2 protein-coding genes are annotated in these 1,152 nt (G+C 70.8%); one reads left to right on the top strand and one right to left on the bottom strand.

Going from position 1 to position 1,152, the window contains the following annotated elements; genetic code table 11:
• Positions 1-74 precede the first annotated feature (74 nt).
• Positions 75-530 carry an amino acid permease gene (locus tag LN251_RS35185; RefSeq protein ID WP_458248242.1) on the bottom strand — a complete coding sequence of 152 codons (456 nt, stop codon included), beginning with the start codon at positions 528-530 and terminating at the stop codon, positions 75-77.
• A 404-nt stretch (positions 531-934) separates the two neighbouring features.
• On the opposite strand from LN251_RS35185, the gene LN251_RS35180 reads away from it, so the two are divergent.
• Positions 935-1,102, top strand: coding sequence for a hypothetical protein (locus LN251_RS35180; RefSeq protein WP_458248241.1), 168 nt, complete (start codon positions 935-937; stop codon positions 1,100-1,102).
• Positions 1,103-1,152 lie beyond the last annotated feature (50 nt).

Raw genomic sequence — 1,152 nt, 5'->3', positions numbered from 1 at the left:
CGACCTCGGAGTGGACGCCGTACGCGGGGCGGGAGTCTTGACTGGTCACGGTGCGCCTTTCGGAGCGGAGCGGGTCACAGGCTGATCCAGCCGAGGGCCAGGGCGAGGACGCCCAGCGCGGCGCCGGCGGCCGAGACGCCCAGGACGACGAGTTCGGGGCGGGGAGAAGAGGCGTCTGCCCTGTTCGCCGGCGGGCCTTGACGAACAGGGCGGTGGCCGGGGCGTAGATGATGAAGGACACGAGGAGGTACTTCAGGCCGGCGGCGTAGAGGAGGAACGCGGTGTAGACCGTCGCGAGGACGGCCACCACCAGCCGGCCCCGGCGTCCGCCGCGGGCGATCCGGACGGCGAAGGCGGCCCGCCAGCAGGAACGGGATGAGGGTCAGCGCACTGGTCAGGTCGAGCGCGAAGTTGAAGGCGTCGTCGGAGAACAGCGTGACGACGAGGACGATCTGGCTGAGCACCGTGGTCATCACCAGGGCGGGGACGGGCACATCGGCCGGCGTGGCGCGCTTCAGAAAGCGCGGCATGTCGTCGTCCTTCGCGGGCGACGAACAGCACCTCGGCGGCCATCAACGTCCAGGCGAGATAGGCGCCCAGCACCGACACGATCAGTCCGACGCTGACGAAGGACGACGACATGGCCGCGCTTTCTGAAGGCGCGCCACGCCGGCCGATGTGCCCGTCGCCCGCCCTGGTGATGACCACGGTGCTCAGCCAGATCGTCCTCGTCGTCACGCTGTTCTCCGACGACGGCCTTCAACTTCGCGCTCGACCTGACCAGTGCGCTGACCCTCATCCCGTTCCTGCTGGCGGCCGCCTTCGCCGTCCGGATCGCCCGCGGCGGACGCCGGGGCCGGCTGGTGGTGGCCGTCCTCGGCGACGGTCTACACCGCGTTCCTCCTCTACGCCGCCGGCCTGAAGTACCGTCCTCGTGTCCTTCATCATCTACGCCCCGGCCACCGCCCTGTTCGTCAAGGCCCGCCGGGAACAGGGCAGACGCCTCTTCTCCCCGCCCGAACTCGTCGTCCTGGGGCGTCTCGGGCCGCCGGCGCCGCGCTGGGCGTCCTCGCCCTGGCCCTCGGCTGGATCAGGCCTGTGACCCGCTCCGCTCCGAAAGGCGCACCGTGACCAGTCAAGACTCCCGCCCCG

This window comes from Streptomyces sp. MAI_2237, assembly GCF_054189285.1.
This window is presented reverse-complemented; position numbering and strand designations above follow the sequence as displayed.